At 35.2% G+C, this 16851-nt stretch carries 11 protein-coding genes and 2 tRNA genes; 5 read left to right on the top strand and 8 right to left on the bottom strand.

The features are described from left to right. The first annotated feature begins 472 nt into the window (after positions 1 to 472). On the top strand, positions 473 to 1687 hold the full coding sequence (locus tag H6G77_RS23085; protein WP_190872834.1) for a tyrosine-type recombinase/integrase: 1215 nt from the start codon (positions 473 to 475) through the stop codon (positions 1685 to 1687). A gap of 395 nt (positions 1688 to 2082) precedes the next feature. On the opposite strand, the gene H6G77_RS23080 is transcribed toward H6G77_RS23085, so the two are convergent. Beyond that, positions 2083 to 2523, bottom strand: coding sequence for a hypothetical protein (locus H6G77_RS23080; RefSeq protein ID WP_190872833.1), 441 nt, complete (start codon positions 2521 to 2523; stop codon positions 2083 to 2085). A 76-nt stretch (positions 2524 to 2599) separates the two neighbouring features. On the opposite strand from H6G77_RS23080, the gene H6G77_RS36655 reads away from it, so the two are divergent. The 3 genes from H6G77_RS36655 (at position 2600) to H6G77_RS23065 (ending at position 6475) form a co-directional block, all read left to right on the top strand. Beyond that, positions 2600 to 2788, top strand: a complete 189-nt coding sequence (locus H6G77_RS36655; RefSeq protein WP_396020683.1) for a ribbon-helix-helix protein, CopG family — start codon at positions 2600 to 2602, stop codon at positions 2786 to 2788. 2 nt (positions 2789 to 2790) lie between these two features. After that, a complete protein-coding gene (locus H6G77_RS23070; protein ID WP_190872831.1) occupies positions 2791 to 3243 on the top strand; it encodes a hypothetical protein in 453 nt (150 codons plus the stop codon). A gap of 472 nt (positions 3244 to 3715) precedes the next feature. Continuing rightward, the gene (locus H6G77_RS23065; protein WP_190872830.1) at positions 3716 to 6475 is read left to right on the top strand and encodes a hypothetical protein; all 2760 of its coding nucleotides are present in this window, start codon (positions 3716 to 3718) and stop codon (positions 6473 to 6475) included. 88 nt (positions 6476 to 6563) lie between these two features. Here the strand turns inward: H6G77_RS23065 and H6G77_RS23060 are convergent, their stop codons facing one another. Beyond that, entirely contained in the window at positions 6564 to 9740 is a 3177-nt protein-coding gene (locus tag H6G77_RS23060; protein WP_190872829.1) for a type I restriction endonuclease subunit R, read from the bottom strand. Between the two features lie 216 nt (positions 9741 to 9956). Here H6G77_RS23060 and H6G77_RS23055 point away from each other — a divergent pair, with 216 nt between their 5' ends. Further along, positions 9957 to 10622, top strand: a complete 666-nt coding sequence (locus tag H6G77_RS23055) for a hypothetical protein (protein WP_190872828.1) — start codon at positions 9957 to 9959, stop codon at positions 10620 to 10622. A gap of 77 nt (positions 10623 to 10699) precedes the next feature. On the opposite strand, the gene H6G77_RS23050 is transcribed toward H6G77_RS23055, so the two are convergent. From H6G77_RS23050 to H6G77_RS23025, 6 genes are all read right to left on the bottom strand, one after another. Then, positions 10700 to 11956: a restriction endonuclease subunit S gene (locus H6G77_RS23050; RefSeq protein ID WP_190872827.1), complete on the bottom strand. Its 1257-nt coding sequence runs from the start codon at positions 11954 to 11956 to the stop codon at positions 10700 to 10702. After that, entirely contained in the window at positions 11953 to 13524 is a 1572-nt protein-coding gene (locus H6G77_RS23045) for a class I SAM-dependent DNA methyltransferase (protein WP_190872826.1), read from the bottom strand. Before H6G77_RS23045 ends, H6G77_RS23050 begins: the two co-directional genes overlap by 4 nt. A 477-nt stretch (positions 13525 to 14001) precedes the next feature. Next, positions 14002 to 14073 (bottom strand) — tRNA-Thr (locus H6G77_RS23040). 88 nt (positions 14074 to 14161) lie between these two features. Next, positions 14162 to 14244 (bottom strand) — tRNA-Tyr (locus H6G77_RS23035). A 149-nt stretch (positions 14245 to 14393) separates the two neighbouring features. Continuing rightward, on the bottom strand, positions 14394 to 14852 hold the full coding sequence (locus tag H6G77_RS23030) for a hypothetical protein (RefSeq protein ID WP_190677790.1): 459 nt from the start codon (positions 14850 to 14852) through the stop codon (positions 14394 to 14396). 95 nt (positions 14853 to 14947) lie between these two features. Continuing rightward, on the bottom strand, positions 14948 to 16768 hold the full coding sequence (locus H6G77_RS23025) for an ABC transporter ATP-binding protein (protein ID WP_190872825.1): 1821 nt from the start codon (positions 16766 to 16768) through the stop codon (positions 14948 to 14950). Positions 16769 to 16851: the final 83 nt, after the last annotated feature.

Below are 16851 nucleotides of genomic sequence, written 5' to 3'. Positions count from 1 at the left end.
ACAAATAAATTCAGAAATCAAACCGGATTCCTATAACTTATAAATGTGGATTTGTTTGACAATCTTCCGAAGCTTGCCTATTAGGAAGTCTATTACTTTAGCAACACATTTGGTAATCAGTGAAGAGTTACACCTAAAGAATAAAAATCGGTCTTTTGAGTAATAATTCTTTCACCTTAAAGTTTCTAGCGATCGCTTATCTGATGATTGCACACTAGGCCATATCTGCGGTAAGCTCTTAAAATAGCGTACTGATAAAGATACACAATCGCAATCTACAATTTCAAATGCGAGTTTTATCAAAAGCCCGTGACGAGGATTGAACTCGTGACCTCACCCTTACCAAGGGTGTGCAGTCTTGTTGGCACAAGACTTTCAGTCATAACTGAGTGGTTTTCAAACAACTATTTGGTAGAAATTTGGTAGAAAACAAAAAACTCTCAAACACCTGAAAGATAGGAAGTTTGAGAGAATGAAGTCCGACTTTAATAAGTTAGAACGCAAGCTTATAAACGCTAATGCAAGTATTAAGCCACTAAAAATAGAGAATGACAAGGGTAGGCTGAGGATTCGCGTAAGACGCAAGGATATTAGCTTCACCAAGTACACATTTGACTACTCAGAAAATGGGATAGAAGCTACCCTAGCTATTTGTAGGGACATCCTAGCTGATTATTACCGAGGCAACTTTGACCCAACTTTAGTTAAATATGGACTGGCTAAACCAGATGCACCGAAGTTAACTGAGGTCAGGTTGCTACCAGTTGGAGATAATTCGGAACCGACTTTACTAGAAATCTGGGAAGCTTATAAAGCGTTAAAGCCAGACGTACCTAAATCTACACTAAAAAACAGATGGATACCTATAGATAGATGGTTGTCAAAATGCCCTAGTGAGTGTCTACAAGTTTCTAACGCTGATAAGTTGCTGGCATGGTTACGTACTAAGCACAAAGACGGTTATATTGAACCCCCACTACGCACACTTAGAAGTGCAATAAATATAGCAATCAAGCTAGGGAAAATTAAAGACAATAATCCGATGGGAGCATTAATAGCAATGCTGGAAATTGACGGTAAAAATATTCAAATTTACTCTAAGCAAGAAGCTAAAATAATATTACAAACATTCAAGGATGGTAGATTTGATAATGTTAATTCAGCTTACACAAGTGCTTACTATGCACCATTTGTAGAGTTCAGAATTAGAACTGGTTGCCGTCCTAGTGAAGCAATAGCTTTAACTTGGGATGATATCAAAGACAACGGTAATAAATGCCAAATTGTCTTTAATAAGCGATACTCTAGCGGTCAACTTTTACAAGGTACGAAGAATGGTATAGACGCTAGAATATTTCCTTGCAATAAACAACTAACAGATTTTATTAGAAGTTTACCAAAAATAGATAATGAAAATAATTTGGTGTTTCCTAGCTACGAAGGAACATATTTAGATGGTGGAAATTTTCATAGCCGATACTGGCAGCCAATAGTTAACAAACTGTTTACAGCTAAAGCAATTAGTAAAGAGTTAGTTTTTTATGATTTACGTCACAGCTTTATTACTTGGTTAGTGAGAGACGGTATAGACATTAAAACTATTGCTACTATCTGTGGGAACTCCCCTGAAACAATTATGAAATATTATCTTGCAACTAATGATGACATTGAGTTACCAGAAATTTAAAGTTTTAAAAATGGTTTTTAAGTACAACTAACTCTAATGCTTAACATCAGGTAATCAAATCTTACCTGATTTTTTATATACCTAATTATCAATACTCATTAAAGCCTCTAGTAAATATTTAAATTAGTGAGTATTCAACCAGACAATAAAACTCAAATTGATAGGCATAGAAAAATATCAGTTTAATAATTTATCCGTTAGAAAATATTTATATAAGATAATCTCTATGTGTACTGCTGGGTTATTTAGTGTTATTAACCTATATACCAAAATAACACTCCTTCGTATGCAAAATTAACATACTTTACATACTTTGGGACGTAAAGCTCCAATCGCTAACAAATAGTAATCCTAGAATTAATTATAAAATTCTAAGACCATACCATATATGCTAACTAAAACCATTTACGAGCTATATTGAATGCTTCTCTACTGTAAAATCTAATATTTCTGTTGATTTCACGCTCATTTTCTAACTCTCTTTTATTCTGGTTTCTCTGCCAAAAATAAAGCTCCTGAGTCTCCTGCGGTGTCAGTTCTCCACGGGATTGTTTTATTTTCAGAATTTTGATTCTAGCTGGTACAAAATTATCTGAAAAAGATACTATTTGACCTGGAATAGCAAAATTAGAAAGCATTATCCTCTCTCTGAATTCTGGCATAGGATTAATAATGCCTTTTTCATAGTCACCAATTTTTTGATATTGGATTGTATTTGAATTTTGAAAACTCTGCTTTAATTCTTGCCCTATCGCATCCATTTGAGCTTTTCTTCTCTCTTTAAAAAACCTTCTTTCTCTGATTTTTTCTAGTAAATTCATATTTTTAATATTCATTTAATTTTTATTCCTTAAAATCAACTTTTTTAATTCTTATAAATATATTATACTAAAAGTAATACATATATAACACATGAGTATTATGAAAAATCAAGTAATCGTTAAAAGCTTTAGACTGCATACAGATGTAATTGATTTGTTGCAGAGAGAAAGTAAACGAACAAAGCTTAGTCACTCTGAATTAATTAGAGTAGCTCTTAAGGCTTTGAAGCCGGAAATACTAGACAAGATACAAGAAGTAAAAGAACTAATTTCAGCGTAATTATGTCAAATAAAAACAGAATAACGAGTATGAGAAATTACACTAAACCTGAAAAGAAACAGGTCGTAGACGATTTTTTACAGATGTTACGTAAGGCTGTAGCACCTTACATTAAAAAATATAAGGAAGCTAGAAAAACCCCCAAGGGTTACTGGATTTCAGATTTTAGCGGCTATCGGATAAAGGATAGTTCTAAAGTTCAGGTTGACCACAACGCTGCTATTGGTAAAAGCTTCCGTCAACTTGCACATAAATTTATTTCTGATAAGCAAATTGATTTAGATTTAGTATCTTTTATGTCAAAAAAAGAACTAGATTCAATATTAAAAGACTGGGTACAGTTCCATAATATTGAGTGCGAATTACAGATAGTTTCAGCATCTCAGAATAAATATCTATGGCTAAAGTACAAAGACAAAATTAACCTTCCGTATACTTGTTTTTATATAAACTAAAAAGTACCGTTGACTCCAAAAATAACGACACTTTAAAATCAGTCCTAATCTAAGGAGTGTAAACTATGCCTATGACAACAAAGACATGATTTTAGCTGGAGAGCAAAATAAATGCCAAATTGGCAACTATGAAAGTAGTTAATCTGCTATTATTGCTTAAATAAATGCTAAATCAGCTAGGGAAGAGACACTCAGAGAAGTTGAAGTGTAAACTATTGCTGAATTAGTAGACTCAGCAGAGACAACAGTTATAAAATTATCAATTTGACTACAGAAGAAAACAAACCTGACAGCATGAAGAATTTAAGTTATCAAGAGGCAACCTAACCAAATTTTGATAATTACCTTAAGATAAAAATTTATACTAGCATTTAATAAATTTACTTATCTAATAAATTAGGGATGAAATGCTGTAATGTAGTTATTTCTAATTCTCAAAAAAATAGATTATTTAAAAAATTCATCTTAATAGATGAGTAAAATTATACTGATTTATTTTGTAAGTGAATTAAGAATAAATAAATCAATATATAAACAAAAGAAGTATATTTTTATGCAAACACATAAGCTATTGCTAGACACACAAAAATGGACTCGTAAAGCAGACAGAGATAAAGGTGAAATAGGTGAAATTAGTAACAGAATTATCTACCATCCTGTAGAAATTACAATAGAGGAATTAGCTACTAAAGTAACTCAGCCTTATGGGCAAAGCTGGACTACTGCTTATCTAATTCCTACTCCTAGAAAGGATAAGACAGGAAATATTGTTACAAACGAAAAACAAGAGATTGTTTTTACACGTCAAAATGAGGGATGGAAATCTCAATCTTTATTTGCTTTGGATTTTGACAATACAAAAAATTCAATTCCTATTACTTTGGATGATGTACTTAACAGGATAGAATTTTATGGTCTAAATTGTACATTTGCCTATAATACTTTTTCTAATAGTGAAAGTTTACCTAAATTCCGGGTAGTCTTTCAAACAAGACAGGTAGTTACAGATATATATGAGAGACAGAGGATTGTTGATGCTTTACATAGGCTGTTTCCTGAAGCAGATAATACAAAAGAACCCGCTAGAATGTTTTTTGGTGGACGTGAACTAATATATACAAACTATAATTATTTTCTAGACCTCAATCTACTCACAGTAGCAGCTAAATCAGAAGCAACATCTAATAGTAAAAACCTGAGTCGAGATTTAACAAATCTTGAACAAGCTACACAGAATGATGCCAAAGAATATTTAGAAAATTGTGTTGCTGTGTGTGTGTATGAAAACGAGAGTTACTATATTAATAAATATAGTGAATCCCATTTTTATACACACGAACATACATCTCTTCAAGAAATATCTTGGCAGCATCTAAAGAATAAAGTAAAGATAATCAAAGATTTAGAATTAGGAAAATGGCTTACATATCCTGAGTATTTCGGCTTAGTTACTAATTTAATTCATATCAAAGGAGGTACACAAAAGTATAAAAAATTGGTAGAACTGATGAAGAAAAATAATGAATATACTGAGGATTGGGAAACGGCATTAAATGTAAAACCTCGTTTTTTTGAGGTACTTTTAAACCTGCCTAGTATAGTTAAAAAATATGGGTATAGACCTGCAAAATTAAAGACATTTAGTCCTTATGAGGAGGACGGTAAATATAATACACTAATACAGGCAGCTAAAACATCTAGTATTATTAGAACTCAACCTTATACGACTATTTCTTTATCAAAAGCAGAGAAACAGTTTGAGAAATTATTAAGGAATGCACTTAAAGCAAAAAATAATAAGGTTTATGTATTTAAAGTAGCTACAGGTTTGGGCAAAACAAGACTTATAGAAACATTAAATAGTGTAGTTTTAGCTTTTCCTACACATCAACTAAAAGAAGAAGTCGGTGAAAGTAGGATGAAGATAACCTGTGAAATTATACCTGAATTACCTACAAATATTCCAGAAGAACTAAAAAATAGATTAAGTCATTTATATAAAGTAGGTGCTACAACTGAAGCAAGTAGAATTATTACGCAAGAAGCAGATAACTATGAAGAGTTAAAAAAATATCGTCATCAGTTTATCAGAGGAATTGAGTCTACCTCTACTGTATTAACTACACATGACAAGGCTTTATTTATAGACTTTCCACATTTAAATACTGTTGTCTTTGATGAAGACCCTATCAATAAACTACTCAGTATTGGCAGTATAACTAAAAATGATTTATTAAAATTAAAATCTAATATCCGTGATAAAGGAGATAAAAATACAATTGCTAATTTAATTAAAGAAATTGAATCTAGTAGAACTAATTGCCCATTGGCAATGCAACCACTTGTCTTTAATAATTATGTAGACTTATCAGAAGAAGTAATTAACAATAGCAATGATTATGAAGGCAAGATATTAGAATTTTTTGATAGTAATTTTTATACTATAGATAGCCATGATACCTCAGTTATACATTATATAAAGAAAAATAAATTACCGAATAAAAAGGTAATTATTTTGTCGGCTACTGCTGACCGTAATTTTTACGAAGAGTTAGTTGGTAATAGATTAGAATTCCATGATTTAAGTAATGTAGAATTAAAAGGAATTATTCTTCAAGATAGTACATATAGTTTTAGTAGATATTCATTAAAAAACTCTAAATGTGTAGAGTATGCGTTAAATCAAACAAAGGATTATGAGGCTGTAATTACATTTGCTGCTTATAAAAGCCATTTTCCAAATGCAGTCGAAAATATGCACATAGGAAACGTATTAGGTTACGATGGGCTAAAAGGCAAGAAAATAGCAATTATAGGTACACCATACCACAATCATTTAATGTATGCTCTTTTTGCTGCTTGTTTAGGTGTGCAATACAAAGCAAGTGATTTCCAAATGACTGACCAAACTATTGAGAGAAATGGAATTCAATTTAACATTAAAACTTATAAAAACGAAGGTTTAAGAAACATACATTTAACTCTCATGGAAGCTGAATTAAGGCAAGCAATAGGTAGAGCAAGACTTGTAAGAGAACCTGGAGAAGTTTTATTACTTAGTGGGCTGCCACTACCAGAAGCTTGTATTAGCGATGAGGAAAAGACAGAAAAGAGACAACAATTTGAAGTGAATAAAGCTGTTGCTAATACTGAATCAGTATCCTTGTTACAACTGTGTTTACTTGACGATGAATCGAACGTCAACGAACAATCACCAGTTTTGTCAAGGTGAGTTTTATTGTATATCCAAAAAATTCAGTATAAAACTGAATTTTTTAGATTGAAATTAATTCAGTTAAAAAGTCTAATCAGAATTTAGATTAATCCTTCAATGTTTCATATATGGTAAAACCTTGACCAGAGTATGATTCATAAATATGCTGATAAACTTCTAAACATTTTTTCTCATACACTTCGGCTGAGTAACTTTCGGGAAGTTTATCTAAAATATCTTTAATAGTTACCTCTACACCTGCTCTAGTCTGCTGACGTTTTCGCCAATCTAAAACTAACTTTTCTTTTTTTAACGTCTCTAGTAGTTCCCTAGCTACTTGTTTTACTTCCTGCTGTTCCTGTTTACTTAACTTAATTTCTGCTTGAGTCAGCAAGTCAAAAATCGCTAATTCTTCTTCAGTTAAATTATTTGACATTGCTCTTTTATCTTCTACCGTTAAATCTTGAGCAAAGTTAATTAACTGACTAAAAAACCATTCCACATTTCGAGAACCTGCATTATACTCATCTATCATGCTTTGGAATTTCTCTAAATAGTTGATGCGGGTTCTATTTAACTGAACCATCTGCTGAAGTTTTTGGTTGATAGTACCTTTGAGCTTTTCTGCTTCAGTACGCTTATAACCACTGTTAAATCTTGCTTGTAGTTCTTCAAAGTCTAGTTGACTGAGGTTTACTAATTGCTTTGGATTACTGGAGATGACAAACTCACCAGCAATAATAGAATCATCTAAAAGTTCCCCTACTTCTTCCATTACGTCAGAAACATCTGTATCTGGAAGTGTTAAGCGGATTTTCTCTGCTAGTCTCTCTAAAATGGTTTGAACGTTAGAAAATTCATTAGCAGCCGTATCAGGTAGAATCGCCTTATATAGTTTGGTTACATGACTGGTGATAGAAAAATAAGTACGTTTAGAATCATCATTAATTAAAATAGCCTCTACAGCCTCATCCCAGACTTTGGTACGTAAAAAAGCATCTTGAATATTTTCTAACGTGCTAAAGGCTATACCTTTAGCGGTACAGAAAGTTTTAGCTTCACTTATGGTATCCCGCAGTTGTTCTACTAATGCGGATTTGTCTTTAACTGGTGTCTCCCCTTCACGAATACCACCGCCAGATGCAGAACCATATATTGCTAAGGCTTGTTCTAAATCTCGGAATACGCCTATATAGTCAACTATTAAGCCGTTAACTTTATCTTTGAATACACGGTTAGCCCTTGCTATGGTTTGCATTAGGGTATGATTCCGCATAGGTTTATCTAAGTAGATAGTGGAACAGCTAGGTACATCAAAACCTGTAATCCACATTGCACAAACAAAGACTATCCTTAGCGGGTTATCTGCATCTTTGAATTTCTCATCTAGTCCAGGTGATTCACTTACTATGCGTTTACGGTGCGGTGTAATATCTAAACCTTTCTTCTGGAAAGCTTCTACTTCACCCTGTGATTGAGAAACTATCACCGCCATGTCTGTTTCTTCCATGTAGCAAATTTGTTTAGATAGTTTCTTTTGTTCAAATTCACTCAGATTAGGTGTAGCAAGTTCAGATTTAAGTTTAGTTAAATGTTGTTGCCAATATTTCTGTACTTTGTTGTACATTTTGACAGCAGTAAATCTATCAATAGAGACTACCATTGCTTTACTCTTGTAGCCTCTACCTAAGAAGTGTGTCACCATATCAGCCGCTATCGTTTCTAGGCGGTCTTCTCTAACAATAACTTGATATTCTCTAGTGCATTGACGCTCAAGATTATTTTCCTGTTCTTCATCCAGCATTGCATTTTCAATGATGCGCTGCATATCTTCATTAAGGTCATCATTGGTAAGCTGAAGTTCAGGAATACGATTTTCGTAGTAGAGAGGTACTGTAGCCTCATCTTCTATCGATTGACGGAAGTTGTAAATACTAACATAATCACCAAATACCTCTCTAGTTCTTTCTTCTCCTGCCATCAAAGGTGTACCTGTAAAACCAATAAATGCTGCATTTGGTAGAGCATTTCTTATGTTTAAGGCGAATGTATCGTATTGGCTACGGTGAGCTTCATCGGCAATTACAATGATGTCTGAACGGTCAGATAGTTTAGGGTAGCTTTCACCTTTTTCGGTGCGGAATTTTTGAATTAAGGTAAATATATAGCGGTGGTCTTCTTTGAGTAATTGCTTTAAATGTTCAGCGTTTTTGGCTCTAACTTCATTTTCTGGTTCTGTGACTACACCAGCGTAGGCAAAGTTTTTATAAATTTGGTTGTCTAGGTCTTCTCTATCGGTGATGATTAAAAATGTCCAATTTCCTGCTAATTTACGGAGTATTTTTTGCGAGAAGAACACCATTGAGTAGCTTTTACCGCTTCCTTGGGTATGCCAAAATACACCTAATTTACCTTGGTTGTCTTGAATATGCTGAACTCCCTCAATAGCACTGTTAACGCCTAGAAATTGATGATTTTTAGCAACTACTTTGACTAATGAACCTTTTGCAGTGTAGAAGAAGATAAAATTTTCTAACAGGTCTAACAGTTTTGACTTTTCACAAGTTCCCCTAATTATTGTGTCTAGGGAAATTATGCCTTGTTCCCCTTCACTGTTGATTTTCTTCCATTCGCTGTAGTGTTCCCAGGATGCTGTTAGGCTACCTATACGGCTTTTACTGCCATTAGAAAGTATGATAAAGGCGTTATACCAGAAAAGCTGAGGAATTGTTTGTTTGTAGTCTTGGAGATTGTTTTTATAGGCTAGTTCTAAGCGTTTGTGATGGGCTTTAAGTTCAATAAATACTAAGGGTAAACCATTAATAAAGCCTATCAAGTCAGCACGTCTAGTATAGATTTCTCCTGTCACCCAGAACTGAGAAGCTAGGAAAAAATCATTATTGGTCGGATGTTCCCAGTCAATAACCTTGACTGTTTCTACCTGTTCCTCATCATTGGCATCTTTGAAGTGTACCTTGATGCCTGTTTTTAGTATTTGGTGAATTTCTCGGTTAGCGTTTTCTAAACTTAAGGTGTTACGACTGCGGGTAAGTTCTTCTGTAGCGAGTTCTAAGGCTTCATCTGGTAAGTCTGGGTTAAGTCTGGTTAAGGCTGTACGCAGTTTGGGAAGTAACACTACCTCATCCCTGGTTAGTCTGCCTAATGTGCCATTTGTGCCTAGTTCTTCATCGTAGCAATTGGCAGTATTCCAGCCTATTTCGGAGAATAGTTGAATTGTGGAGTTTTCTAACGCTTGTTCTGAGTCAGGGTGAGGATAGGGCATAGATGCTGGTGTATTTTTATTATGTAGGTTATACCCAGTTATACTTGAAGCTATTTAAGTTAGGCTAGTATGATGAGTATAATATATAACTATATGTAAGCCCTCGACTGAAGAAAAATGCTTTAACTGCAAATTAATGTAGAAAAGCACACCAATTTCTGCATTCTTGTTGAAGTAAAACTTTATGTTTTAAAAGATATAAATCAGTGCTAATTTATGCGTTTATTCAGGCTAAATCCAAATCCTTATGATAAATACAATTACAAGAACTACAAGCCGGAAGAGGGTATTTATCTGCAATTTATTGACGATGTACCGTACTTTAAAACTCAAATATATGGCTGGGCTATTAGAACTGTGCAGTCTGATAATTCAAGTATAAATATCTTACCTATTATTTTGACTGACTCAACTAAGCAAGAATTAAAAATTAAGCTCAATGAGCGTAAATTTTCTGGAGAAGAAATACTTATAAAGTATGGAAGTTGCCATAAAAACCTTAATAATATTAACTTTATTAAAGAAGAAAGTTCACCTGTTAGTAAAGATGTAATTGTATCTTTGGAAGTACCTTTATATGCTGCACAACCGTATTACGAATTTGAGGGTGAATTTGCAGTCTTGCTAGGTTCGTATGGTAATTACTATGGCAAATTAAATGGTAATAACTATCTTGAGAAAGAAAATGCTTTATGTGCAGCAGTTATTAAAATGGCTGAAGGTTCAATTTTAAAGCTTAAGTATACTAACCGTTATAATCAGGGTCAAATAATTGAAAATATAGTAGGTAATGAATTCAAATTTATAGCTCACAATGGTTATTTGATGAGATTTGATGACTATGAATTTAATACAAATTTTTCTGATTTTGCCATTGATTGACCTAACGTAAGTCAAAATCCAATTTTTTCTATTATCCTGATAATAAAAATATCTACTTATTAAATAGTTAGCTTGAGTCAAGCAGCAATATCTAGCCTGTCAATGTTCAGTTTTTCTAAATCTATCTCTCCTGAAATAAGTTTGGGAAGAAGTAGGTCACGGGTTTTGCGGAGATTTTGATTTTTCAAAAGTAAGTTTTTTATCTGTAAAAACAGAGGAGTAGTCATATTGATAAATAACTGCATAATCTTTTGCTCAGGTAGTAAAAAATTAAATATTTTTATTTTTTCTAAACTTAAGTTATCTTGAGTAGTACCTTTAGAAACATTCTGCATCCTGATTTTGATAGTATCAATAGAGTATTTAATAAATTCTGCACTTACTAAATTAGTATCTGGTACGAATCCAACTATACTATCTGGAAAACAAGCCCGAAAATTTAGTATTGCTGTTTCTGCAATGTTGGCAGCTATTGTAATTAATAGTGTATCTCCTTCCCAAAGTTTACTTTGAGCTAAACCATTATCATTATAGGTTTGAGTATAATTCGTAATATATAAAAATGCTTCTTTAACTTCCCCGGTTTGAATAAAGGGATAATTGCCCCCAAACAAAGAAGGGTCATTTCTTGGACGATGTTTTGATTTTCCTCTTGCCAGTAATCCAAGCTGTTCAAGTTTTTTAACATTCCAGCCTTCAGGAATTAAACCTAACTCTGACTCAACCATTTTTACCTGTTCATGACCAGGGAAGCGGAATTTTACAAACCACTCATGGTAGAGAAATTGCGCCATTTCTTCTAATATCTTGATGCGTTTTGTATTGTTTTCAATTAGGTCATCATAGGCTGAGAGAATGGATGCTATTTTTATTTGGGTGGGGAGTGGAGGTAGTTTAGGTAATTCTAAATTACGAATATCCCGCATATTCAAATGGTGTACAGTTGCACCATTTGATAAACCAAGTATTTTCCCTTGGATTTCATCACCTAGTAGTAGATAACAAAGATAATGAGAGTCAATTTTATTATTATCAGCCCTAATTAATACAGTTCTCTGTCCTAAACAAACTTTTAAGTTTTGAGGAATGATAGCAACATTTCCAATAGGAGCTTCACGAGCTAGAATTAAATCACCAGATTGAGGAATAGCTCTCTTAGTCCAAGCTTTGTAAGTGTCCTCTGAAACACGATTTACATTATCAAGTATTAGTCTCCCTCTTCCAATATTAGGTGTCCTTATTGAAGGGTAGCCAGTTGATTGTGTTGGTGCAGTTTTATGCTCACAGTCAACAACCAATTCACAGACATCTTTCAGTGTTATGTTCTGGTTCATTTTGATATACCCTCCAGTAACATCACCACATTCTCAGCAATTTTATCTTCTAACTCTCTAGCCTCAGCATTCAAAACTTCCAATTCCTCATTCAACTCTTCCAATTTCTCAGCAAAATCAAAATCCTCTACTACTTTTTCAGCTACTCCTACATAACGACCAGGGTTTAAACTCCAACCCTGTGCCTCAATATCATCAATAGTTGCTACCTTACATAACCCAGTGACATCAATATATTTACCTTCTGGGAATTTCTCTTTCAGTAGTGCATCACTACCATTAGTATTTTCTACCGCTTCACCTCTGTATAGCCTGACAATATTAGCGATAAATTCAATCTGTTCTGGTGTAAATTCTCGATGCGCTCTGTCTATTTGTGTGTAAATATGTCTAGCATCAATAAATAAAACTTTATTTTTACGAATTGTATCTACTTTACCCTTATCTAAAAACCATAAAGTACAAGGTAAAGTTACGGTGTAGAAGAAGTTAGAACCTACAGTAACCATGACATCTACTACACCTAACTGTATTAACTTCTTACGAATTTCTAACTCAGAACCTCTAGCATCACTGGCAGAGTTAGCCATAACAAACCCTGCTCTACCAGTCTCATTTAAGGCACTGTAAAACAAATGAATCCAAATATAGTTAGCATTATCTACCTTGGGTAATCCTAACTCGTTAAAGCGAATATCGCCTTGCATTCGCTCTTTATCCACCTTATCAACATTAAATGGTGGATTAGCCATTACAAAATCAAATTGACCTATATCTATATTGGCGTGGTTAACTTCATAATAAGTATTGCCCTGTTTAATGTCTCCTGAAAGTCCATGTACTGCTAGGTTCATCTGACATAAGTTAACAGTCTCCCCTACTTTCTCTTGACCATAAATACTAATTTCTTGGTTAGGGTTCTTTTTATGTCTTTCTACAAACTTTGCACTTTGTACAAACATACCACCAGAACCACAGGCTGGGTCATAGATACGTCCGTGATATGGTTCTAAGATTTCAACTATTAATTTAACTATAGAAGTAGGTGTAAAGAATTCTCCGCCTTTTTGCCCTTCACTCATGGCAAACTTACCAAGGAAGTATTCGTAAATCTTCCCGAAAGCATCCCCTTCTAAGTCAGCACCAAAATCAATCTTGCTAAATTTTTTGAGTAGTTCTATCAGTAACTCATTATCGAGACGATTATAGTTTTTAGGTAAAGCACCATTTAAATCTGTATTTTCATCTTCTATCGCCTTCATGGCTTGGTTAATAGCTTTACCAAAATCTGCACTCTCTGGTAACTCTAGTAATTTAGAAAAACGTGCGTTCTCAGGCAAGTACATCACACCCTTAGCCTGATAATCACCTTTACCAATTTTTCTTCTACCGCTTCCCTTGCTTTTTAAGTCCTTCTCAGCTTGGGTAAACTTCCAGTCTGCATAACGGAGAAAGATTAACCCCAGTACGGGTACAGAATACTCTGAAGATTTCAGCCGAGAGTTTGCCCTTAGCTCATCAGCAGCATCCCATAAACGTTTTTCTAACTCTGTTGTGTTGGCAGGCATAGACGCACAATTATCATCAAGGCTAATAGATTATACGCCTGTCAGTGCTTTTAAACACTAACTGAGATTAAATTTTGAGATGAATGATTTATTACTAGCAAAGTTAGGAGTCCCGTTTCCTTAACATCCCTAAGAATTATTAATTTGGCTATAAAGCTTTTGGAGTATAAATGATTTGTATATTTTTAACCATCTAGTAGCTGTATGTTTACAAAGCTTGACTAAATCAAGAATCACTAGTAAGGAGGTGCAATAATTCTATAAACTATATAAATGTGTTAATTTCCTACAAATGTACTATTGGTAGAAAATTGGTAGGTAATAATATTTTCTATCGATACAGATGTACTGAATACAAAATATTTCATTTGGTAGTATTTACAATTGGTAGAAAATTGGTAGAAATTTATTTAAGAGAGTTTATTGCTTTCCACCAACTGAACCTTGAAGACTAACTGTAGTAAGGGTTTTATCAAAAGCCCGTGACGAGGATTGAACTCGTGACCTCACCCTTACCAAGGGTGTGCTCTACCACTGAGCCACACGGGCTTAACATATCTTTGGAGTTATGAGCTATAATGCTGTTAACTCTGCTGAATACTCAGTCATTATAACTCATAATTTCACTTTGAGAAGGTGGGCCGGGCTGGATTTGAACCAGCGTAGGCGTAAACCAACGGATTTACAGTCCGTCTCCATTAACCACTCGGACACCGACCCGCATGTCCCACGATTTATTATCTTAGCAGTAGATTTTCATAACTGCAAGGGGAGCGAGAAAAGTTTTTAGCTAAAACAAAAAGAAGCCTCTCGCTCACTGCGACAGCAGGAGCGATGAGATGAATTTTTGGGTGGCGACGAACTGACCCCTAACCAATTCCAGCCTTCGGCTTGACAGGACAAGGGGTCGGTGAGGAGTCACCATGATCCCTTGTTTTTCTGGTATAATTATTTTGGTTAACTTCGCCCGTATTGGTGTCTGATAAGCCTCTGCCCAGTGGCACTGCGATCATTGGTAAGCGACTCCGTTGCACAGCATAAAAGTAAGTAGGCACATCTTGATTAATACAAATTACCTTCGGGTTTGTCCGATAGAGCAAATAGCGCAAAGTTGGCGGTGTCGGTTTCCGTCCCGCCAAACTTTGCAAGACAGCCAGCATCTCATCCAGGACAGTGAAATTTGTAGGGTACAAGGTAAGAAATTGCATAGTCTGCGGTAGGGCATTCCGTGGACTCAAAACAAAGCTCATCGCCTCCGTTCGCGTAGCGTCTCCGTCAGGAGAAGCAATAGCTGGATTGGATGAGAAGCCCACACTGTATGCTTGCATCAGTGTGGGAGTATGTCACTCAGTTTCCAGAGATGTGTGTAGGGTGAGGATAATCATACCCACCCTTGGTTACTATCTTTGACTGCGACTAGAGATTAACTTAATAGTTCGCCTGTTTCTTGTAAAGAGTGTAAGCGTTGGTAAATACCTTCATGACGCAGTAGTTCTTCGTGGCTACCAACTTCCGCAATTCTGCCTTTTTCTAACACTACAATTTTGTCGGCTTCGCGGACTGTACTCAAACGGTGAGCAATCACAATTGTGGTACAAGTCCCTTGAATCGATCGCATTGCTAATTGAATGGAACGTTCTGATTCATAATCTAAGCTGGAGGTAGCTTCGTCAAAAATCAGCACATCTGGTTTAACTAACAACGCCCTCGCAATTCCGAGGCGCTGTCTTTGTCCGCCAGATAGCCTCACGCCACGTTCCCCAACAACGGTGTAATAGCCTTGGGGTAGGGTCTGGAGTACCTCATCAACTCTGGCAATTTTACAGGCTTCTTGCACCTCTTCCAAGGTGGCGTTTGCTCTACCGTAGGTGAGGTTGTCCAAAATTGTGCCGTTAAAAACATCTACCTCTTGGTGAACGATCGCCAATCTGCGTCTATACTTACCCACATCCAAGGTACGAATATCCTGCCCATCAATCAGAATTTGACCATCTTGAGGTTCAAAATACCGTAATAGTAGTTTCACTAAAGTTGATTTACCAGAACCAGAACGCCCAACTAAAGCGACTGTTTGGTAAGGTTCAATTAATAAGTTGATGTCTTGTAATACTTTACGGTTAGCATCATATCCAAAACTCACTTGTGAGAACTCTAATTTCCCTGTAAATGTATAGGGTGATTCTGTCTCGGTTTCTGCATTTAATAAACTAGCTGCATCTGATCCTGTTGGTGCTTGCAAAAATTCGTGAAACCGCAACATTGAAGAATAGCGGCGTGCAAAAACTTCTGCTAAGGTGCTAATTGGTTCGAGTTCAGCATAAGCCATGCTAGAAAGAGTCAAGGTCATCACAAAATGACCGAGAGAAATTCGACCATTAACTGTGGCTGCTAAAGTTAACCCCAAAATCATAAACACACAAAACTGAATGACGCTTCTCTGCCAAGTAGCCAGTTTCACGTAACCTTTGTGGATACGATAATCAACTACTGTCAGTTCCCTTTGCAAACGCAGATTTTGGCGTTTAAGTTCTTGGCTTTCTGTAGCAAATGCTTTGACTGTTTTGATATTTGTGATGATTTCTGATGTGCGACTTTCTGTATCTTCAGCGTATCTATCTACACGGCTTTCATGCCAGATTATTCGCTGTAAATCTTTTAAACTAAAACCGAGGATAACTACAAAAGAAATCAGATATAACAGCGCAATTCGCCACTCAATTAACAAGATAAACACAAAAATTCCCAACACACGTAATAATTTGGGAATCAACTGTCCGGCAATTTCTGGATAAGTCCAAGTGTGGTTGGAAATACCTCTAGCTACTCTGCCGGCAATGCGTCCAGGATTATTTACATCATAGAATTCTAAAGGGAGAGTGAGAATTTTTTCTATAGCTGTTTGACTTTTAGTGCGACGCAACTTTAAGGCGATATCCCAATGAAACCAATGAGTTAACCAAGGTTGTGTAGGCGCTCGCACTACCGTTACGATAAAAATTAAACCGAGTAAAACTACCAAAGATAGGGTTTTACCGACTGGGTAATTACTAACTTCAGAAATAGATGCGATCGCACTTTGTAAAGGTTTATCTAACGGTTGGTTAGACAAAACGTTTAAAATCTGCCCAATCGCATAGGGGACAATCAAATCAATAATTTCGTAAATGCTCGATGCAGTAATACTGAAAAGGCTCAGTTTCCAGTGGGGACGATAATAGTTGAGAATATCTCGAAATGTTGCCATGATCTATTCTGTCCAAGAGTGCGATCGTGAGCTTGGAACACTATACTACATACGTATTACAAAATAGTCAAGAGCTAATTTAG

This window comes from Aulosira sp. FACHB-615 (assembly GCF_014698045.1).
Taxonomy (GTDB): Bacteria; Cyanobacteriota; Cyanobacteriia; order Cyanobacteriales; family Nostocaceae; genus Nostoc_B.
Note: the sequence above shows the minus strand (reverse complement) of the source record. Positions and strands in the feature narration are given on the sequence as shown.

Bases quoted from the DNA above. Each gene is read 5' to 3' on its own strand.
- H6G77_RS36655 (WP_396020683.1), top strand. From the start codon at position 2,600: ATGAGTATTATGAAAAATCAAGTAATCGTTAAAAGCTTTAGACTGCAT.
- H6G77_RS23060 (WP_190872829.1), bottom strand. From the start codon at position 9,740: ATGCCCTATCCTCACCCTGACTCAGAACAAGCGTTAGAAAACTCCACA.
- H6G77_RS23025 (WP_190872825.1), bottom strand. From the start codon at position 16,768: ATGGCAACATTTCGAGATATTCTCAACTATTATCGTCCCCACTGGAAA.
- H6G77_RS23085 (WP_190872834.1), top strand. From the start codon at position 473: ATGAAGTCCGACTTTAATAAGTTAGAACGCAAGCTTATAAACGCTAAT.
- H6G77_RS23050 (WP_190872827.1), bottom strand. From the start codon at position 11,956: ATGAACCAGAACATAACACTGAAAGATGTCTGTGAATTGGTTGTTGAC.
- H6G77_RS23045 (WP_190872826.1), bottom strand. From the start codon at position 13,524: ATGCCTGCCAACACAACAGAGTTAGAAAAACGTTTATGGGATGCTGCT.
- H6G77_RS23065 (WP_190872830.1), top strand. From the start codon at position 3,716: ATGAGTAAAATTATACTGATTTATTTTGTAAGTGAATTAAGAATAAAT.
- H6G77_RS23070 (WP_190872831.1), top strand. From the start codon at position 2,791: ATGTCAAATAAAAACAGAATAACGAGTATGAGAAATTACACTAAACCT.
- H6G77_RS23030 (WP_190677790.1), bottom strand. From the start codon at position 14,852: ATGCAAGCATACAGTGTGGGCTTCTCATCCAATCCAGCTATTGCTTCT.
- H6G77_RS23080 (WP_190872833.1), bottom strand. From the start codon at position 2,523: ATGAATATTAAAAATATGAATTTACTAGAAAAAATCAGAGAAAGAAGG.
- H6G77_RS23055 (WP_190872828.1), top strand. From the start codon at position 9,957: ATGCGTTTATTCAGGCTAAATCCAAATCCTTATGATAAATACAATTAC.